Origin of the sequence: Verrucomicrobium sp. BvORR106, from assembly GCF_000739655.1 — a bacterium.
Lineage (GTDB): Bacteria > Verrucomicrobiota > Verrucomicrobiia > Verrucomicrobiales > Verrucomicrobiaceae > Verrucomicrobium.
This window is the reverse complement of the sequence record NZ_BATR01000100.1, coordinates 55,608-61,607: the sequence shown is the minus strand read 5'-3', so window position 1 is coordinate 61,607 and position 6,000 is coordinate 55,608. Positions and strand designations below refer to the sequence as shown.

Here is a 6,000-nt window from a genome sequence, read left to right as displayed (position 1 = left end):
TTTTGTCGGAAACGAGAGAGGATGCTGTTGGAACTTTCGCGCGATCTAGGACTCATGCGTATTAGTATGGGGTATTTACTGATACTCATTAGAACATCATCCTGCAATCTTCAATCGAATTTTGCCATCCCCATGCAAAATTTTTCCGGCTTGGGCACCAAAGCGCCTCGCCCAAAAAACTTCCACGGCGGCACCCTGCCCCACCGACCCGGATACTTCAGCGTGGGTTCACTCTTCCGTCCCCGCGTTGCCTCCCCAAAGTTTCATTGACAGAAATTCAGACCGTCCAATCGCGTTCCAATCTGCCTAGTTGAGTGGACAGCCAGCCCCTCACCCTGGCTCGCCGGACGACTGAATGACTGATTTACCGACCATGAACCGCCGCACGCTTCTTCAGAATTCCTTCCTCACTGCCCTGGCCGCCGCCCTGCCCGCCTACGCGGAGACCGGCCGACTGCCCCGCATCCTTCTCCGCAACGGCTGGCAGAGCATCAACATTGGCGACATCGCCCACCAGCTGGGCATTCTGGAACTCCTCCAGAAACACGGCATCAAGGCGGAGATCCGCTTTTGGGCCAGCAACCTGGAGAACGGGGCGGATGAACTGGTCCTGAAACAGTTCCCGGACGTCATCATCCTCAAAGGACAGGCCGATATCGACAAGGCCTTCCAGGAATGTGACTTCCTCCTTCACGGATCCGGCTCCGGCTTTGTGGCCCAGAAGCATGTGGCGGAGTGGCGGAAGAAGACGGGCAAGCCCTATGGCGTGTACGGCATCTCGTACTTCACGCCGAACCAGGAGGGCATCGAGACCCTCACCCATGCGAACTTCGTTTATTTCCGTGAATCGGTCTCGCTGAAGGTCGCCCAGGATGCCGGGGTGAAATGCCCCATCATGGCCTTTGGTCCGGACGCCGCGTTTGGCATCGTGAAGCTGCGCAACGACGAGGCCGCCAGCGCTTTCCTCAAGGCCAACAACCTGGAAGAAGGCAAGTTCCTGTGCTGCATTCCCCGCTATCGCTGGACCCCCTTCTGGACGGTGAAAAAGGGTCGCGAGTTCGATGCGGTGAAGAATGCCCGCAACCAGGAGATGAAGGAGCATGACCACGCTCAGTTGCGGGAGGCGATCATCCGCATCACCCGGGAGACAGATTGCAAGGTGCTGGTGTGCTGCGAAGACCAGACCCAGATTGCCCTGGGCAAGGAGATCCTGGTGGATCCCCTGCCCGATGATGTGAAGGCCAAGGTGGTGTGGCGGGACAAGTACTGGCTCACCGATGAAGCCCTGAGCGTGTACACCAAGTCCCTCGGACTCTTCGGCAATGAAATGCACAGCCCCATCATGTGCATCGCTAATGGCATCCCGGCCGTGGTCTGCCGCTGGCAGGAACAGACCACGAAGGGCTACATGTGGCGTGACATCGGCCTGAACGACTGGCTCTTCACGCTCGACAACGAGGATGAGATGCCCAAGATCGCGCCCGCGATTGTCGCGATCGCCAAAGACCCGGCCGCCGCCAAGGCCAAGGCCGCACAGGCTCGCGACGTCGTGCTGAAACTGCAGAAAGAACACCTCGGCGTTCTGGCCGACTCCTTGAGCAAGGCCACCGCGAAGGCGTAACTGCCCACTCGCTACCCGCTCCCCTCTTCAGCCCCCGCCCCTGCATCGCAGGCGCGGGGGCTTTTGGCATCTACGACAATAATCGTTGACGATCCAGCATGTGCCAGGCATCATCTACGACAATATTCGTATTTCACACCGCCATGGCCAGACCTACCAAAGAACGAGATCCCTCCCAGCCCGAACCAACCGAGGCTGAACTGCTGCTCCTGCGTGTCCTCTGGAAGAACGGCCCCTCCAGCGTGCGTCAGGTCTGGGAGGAAACCGGCAGCAAAGGCAGCTACACCACGGTGCTGAAGCAGTTTCAGGTGATGCACGAAAAGGGGCTTCTCGCCCGCGACGACTCCGCGAAGATACACGTCTTCTCTGCCGCAGTGCCCGAGCAGAAGGTGAAGCGGTCCCTACTCGGCCGCCTCATGACTCAGATGTTTGAAGGCTCTGCCGCCCAACTGGCCTTGGGCGCCCTTTCCACGCGCAAAGTCTCGGCAGAAGAGCGGGCGGAGATCCGCAAGCTGCTGGACGAACTGGATCGCAAAGACGGCAACGCTTGAGCACGCCCTTCCGCTATGAGCCTTCATCTGCTCCATTCCCCCTGGCTTTCACACCTGGGAGCCAGTCTCCTGCACAGTCTCTGGCAGGCAGCGGCCGTCTGGCTGCTGCTGAGCATCATGCTACAGGCTCTGCGCAAGGCGTCCGCTGCGGCGAGACATCGTCTGATCTTGGCGGCCCTCACCTTCACCTTGCTGTTACCAGTGGGCACCATGGTTTGGCTGGGCCGTGATCTGAATGAGGCGGTAGAAGTTTCCCGCCCCACAGCAGGTGTTATTGCATCGCTCCCAAGCCCCATCTCGGATCAGGCACCCGCCATCTCGCCGAGGTCCGAATCAACGCCCATCGTCCCCCGCCCCCTTCCCAAGCCGGAGCCTGCCCCGATGGCTTGGCAGGCCCTCGTGGCAGTGATCTGGGCGGCCGGGGTCGCCCTGCTCTGCCTGCGACTCGCGGCGGGTTGGTGGCTCATGCACCGGCTGCGTCATGATGCTTCACGGTGCACCGCGCCCTGGTTGCCGGGCCTGCTGGAGCACACCGCCCTTCCTGCTGCCCGGGTGCTTTGCTCGGCACGGTTGCAGGTGCCGATGGTAGTAGGCTGGTTCCGTCCCGTCATCTACCTGCCCGCTGCGATCTTTGGCAGGATGACAGTCGCCGCCGCGGAAACGGTCGTGCTCCATGAACTGGCCCATCTGCGTCGGCGGGATCCCATCATCAATCTCTGGATCACCACGATGGAAACGCTGCTCTTCTTCAACCCGCCAGTCCGTGCGATGGCACGTACGGCGCGGGACGAGGCGGAGTGCGCCTGTGACGATCAGGTTCTCGCTTGGGGCGGAGATCGCCCCACCTACGCCCGAGCCCTTGCCGACCTGGAAGCCGTCAGACCGGAACATCTCGCCCTTTCCCTCGCCGCCACCGGTGGCAGCGGTCTGCTGCAACGCATCCAGCGCATTCTAGGAACCGTCCCTCCTCAAAGCCGTCCGTTTGTTTCCCAAACCATTGGCCTTGCCACCCTGGCATCCATCACTGGCTTCATTCTCGTGTGTGCGCTCGCCGTACCGCCCTTGGCGAGAGCCTTTACGCCAGAAGAGAGGATCGCGGCGCTGGCGGCAGTGGAAGAGGCGCAGACGGTGGACCCGATGCTTGAATGGACGGCGGTTGGCAAGCTGGTGGATGGAGATGGCAAGGTCATCACCGTGGACCAGGTCTTCACGATTAGCGGTTGGTCAGAGAGAAGATCTTTCACTGCCACCGAGTGGAATGCTGCCAGGTTTACCTGCGAGGGCTTTGGGAAGTCCATGGTAGTCGGTCTGTGGCTTGAAGGTCACGCCCCTACCTCAACGATTGTCCAGGCCCCTAAGAATGCTGATGAACCGACCGCGTTCTCCCTCGTCGTCAGGAAAGGCTATCCCGCGAAGTTGAAACTGGTGGACGAGACGGGGGCGGCCATCTCCGGGGCAGAACTCCATGTAAAATCAGTCATGCTCAATGGCGAAAAGCCCTACCGTCAGGGAAGCCTGCAACCTTCAGCATCGGGGGAAGCCACCATCGGAAATGCAGAGGCAGACAGCACATTCGAGATCGAAGTGCGCGCCTACGGTCACGAATGGTCGCAGTTTGAAGGTGTCCGTTTTGCCAACGGAGTCCCCACCACGATCAGCGTCCGCAAGATCGAGCCGCTGGATCTGCCGATCGTCGATGCCAACACCGGAGCCGCCGTACCCGGCGCCAGGGCTTACTGCTGCTCCTGGGAAAAAGCGAACGAGTCGATGTCATACGGCTCACGAACCTTCCTCGCCAGCATGAGCAGTCAGCCATCAGGCAACGATGGGCATTTGAAGCTGGACCTCTGGTCCCCCAACCGGAATTTCCTCGCACTCATCGATGCTCCTGGATATGCCACCGCGATTGCCAGGGTGGTACCCAGGCGCCCTCTCGAACCCGTTCGCCTCTTCCCTGAACTGAGGCTTGGAGGGGTCGTTCATGATCCAAAGAAGCTTCTCTCCAGAAGCGGGAATCCGCCGATTGTTCGGTATTACCTGGATTCGAACAGCGGCAACTCCTGGAATCTGGCCAACTTCAACATGGCGTTTGAAACTGAAGGACGTCTCCAAGGAACCGACGTCCATTTCTCGATTGGCCAGCTCAACCCAGGGGAGATTGAATTCAATTGCGATGGGCGGGAATGGAAGACGCAAGTCACAGGCAACAAGTCCGACCTGCACCTCTATCTCTCAAAAAACGGCCTCACCACGGCAGGCCCCGACCAAACCCCGCCCGCCCCTCCCCAGGAACGAACGGTGAGATTCCGGCTGCATGCACCGCCAGATCAGCCGCCGGCTCAAGGAAACTTCGTCGTCCGGGTGAGAGGGCTGGAACACCCGTTGCCGATCAACAACGGCGAAGCGACAGGGCGTTTTCAAGTGGGCGACTACATCGCCTTCCTGCGTCACGGGATCGCTGGCTACACACGTCAGGAGAGTCTGAAGGATGTCAAACTCACCCATGGCGAGGGGGATGTGGAGCTGGACATCCACCTGATCCCCTCCGGTGGCATCACGGGACAACTGGCCTCCGCCGCGGCCAGCATCGACTATCGAAGAACAACGGGAACGATTCTACGCCTCGATGACGAGGGTAAACGCGCCATCAGCCTGGAGCATGACATCCGACTCCCATCCGGCTCTGATAAGTATGCGGTGACGGGACTGCCTCTGCATACGAGCTACCGCATCCTCTTCCGCTCCGGCTGCCGTCTGGTGGAATCACCTTGGCTCAAGCTCGACGAGAGCAATCCCCTTCCCGAAGCTCCTCTTACCTTCCCCAAAGGGCAGACCATCTCCGGCAAGGTCCTCGAAGCCGATGGCACTCCGGCGTCGCAGGCCAGCCTCACCCTGGTGTATCACCTGAGGGAGTGGAGCTACTGGTACACCACCTTTGCCTGCGCCCAGGATGGAAGCTTCCATCTGGAAGGCATGAACTTCGATGTGGAAGGCTCCTACTCCATTCACATCAACAACCCAGATGGGAAGAAGGTTGGCACCATCCCGATCTCATCTTCTGACCGCTCTGTGGTTGTGAAACGCCTCTGACAACTCGCCCCACGCAGGAGAGCATCAAGGCACCTCACCCGGAGCACTGCCGCCTGCGCCAGAGGGCGATGGTGCTGCCCCCTCCGTCTTGTAATCGCTCGACATGACTCGCACCTGCCCCGTACCCGGTTGTAACTCCACCCTGAGGATGCTGGCAAAGCCTTGATTGCCTTCCTGGAAGTTCATCCCCGAGTCGATCCCTGGAGTCATCGGCACCGACTGGTCTAAATCCACATAGTAGCCGCCGCTCACATCGAACTGGTAGCGCTTCACATCCATCTGCACTCCCGCGGCCCCATCGTTGAGCACACTCAGGCGCGGGGTGAGCGTAGAGTAGTTGAACACGCCGGGCTCCACTTCGTAGGGGTCCGTCACCAAGGTCGATCCCGCATCCACCAGTTGATCAATTTGAGCCATGCGTTGACCAAAGACTCCAGGCATACCCGGAATGGGCACCGCAGGCTTGGTCTCCGCCGTCGCCGGAGCCACCTCCACGGTCGGCTTCAGTAGATCCTCCAGGTCGTCATCCACGCTCTTGGGTGCCGCAAAGGGAGCGCGGGCAGTGGGGACCACCACTGGAGCCGACTGAGCCAACTCCATGGGCTCGCCAGCCAGCCCCTCAAGCCCCAATGAGGGACGACGAGCGCCCCCGTACCAGCCGATGGCCAGGGCTACCAGGAACGCCAGGACAACCAGAAGTGCCGTTCTCACAGAATCAACGTGCGGGTTGTGCAGCCA

At 60.4% G+C, this 6,000-nt stretch carries 4 protein-coding genes; 3 read left to right on the top strand and 1 reads right to left on the bottom strand.

Annotation, left to right across the window (positions count from 1 at the left end; all coding sequences use genetic code 11):
- Positions 1-373: 373 nt before the first annotated feature.
- The 3 genes from BV106_RS17645 (at position 374) to BV106_RS17635 (ending at position 5,262) form a co-directional block, all read left to right on the top strand.
- Positions 374-1,621: a polysaccharide pyruvyl transferase family protein gene (locus BV106_RS17645; RefSeq protein WP_038166897.1), complete on the top strand. Its 1,248-nt coding sequence runs from the start codon at positions 374-376 to the stop codon at positions 1,619-1,621.
- 143 nt (positions 1,622-1,764) lie between these two features.
- Positions 1,765-2,172: a BlaI/MecI/CopY family transcriptional regulator gene (locus BV106_RS17640; RefSeq protein ID WP_038166896.1), complete on the top strand. Its 408-nt coding sequence runs from the start codon at positions 1,765-1,767 to the stop codon at positions 2,170-2,172.
- A 15-nt stretch (positions 2,173-2,187) separates the two neighbouring features.
- Positions 2,188-5,262 (top strand): M56 family metallopeptidase, encoded by a 3,075-nt coding sequence (locus tag BV106_RS17635; protein WP_038166895.1) that lies wholly within the window; start codon positions 2,188-2,190, stop codon positions 5,260-5,262.
- Positions 5,263-5,286: 24 nt separating this feature from the next.
- On the opposite strand, the gene BV106_RS17630 is transcribed toward BV106_RS17635, so the two are convergent.
- Complete coding sequence (locus tag BV106_RS17630) at positions 5,287-5,973, bottom strand: hypothetical protein (RefSeq protein ID WP_038166894.1); 687 nt, start codon at positions 5,971-5,973, stop codon at positions 5,287-5,289.
- Positions 5,974-6,000 lie beyond the last annotated feature (27 nt).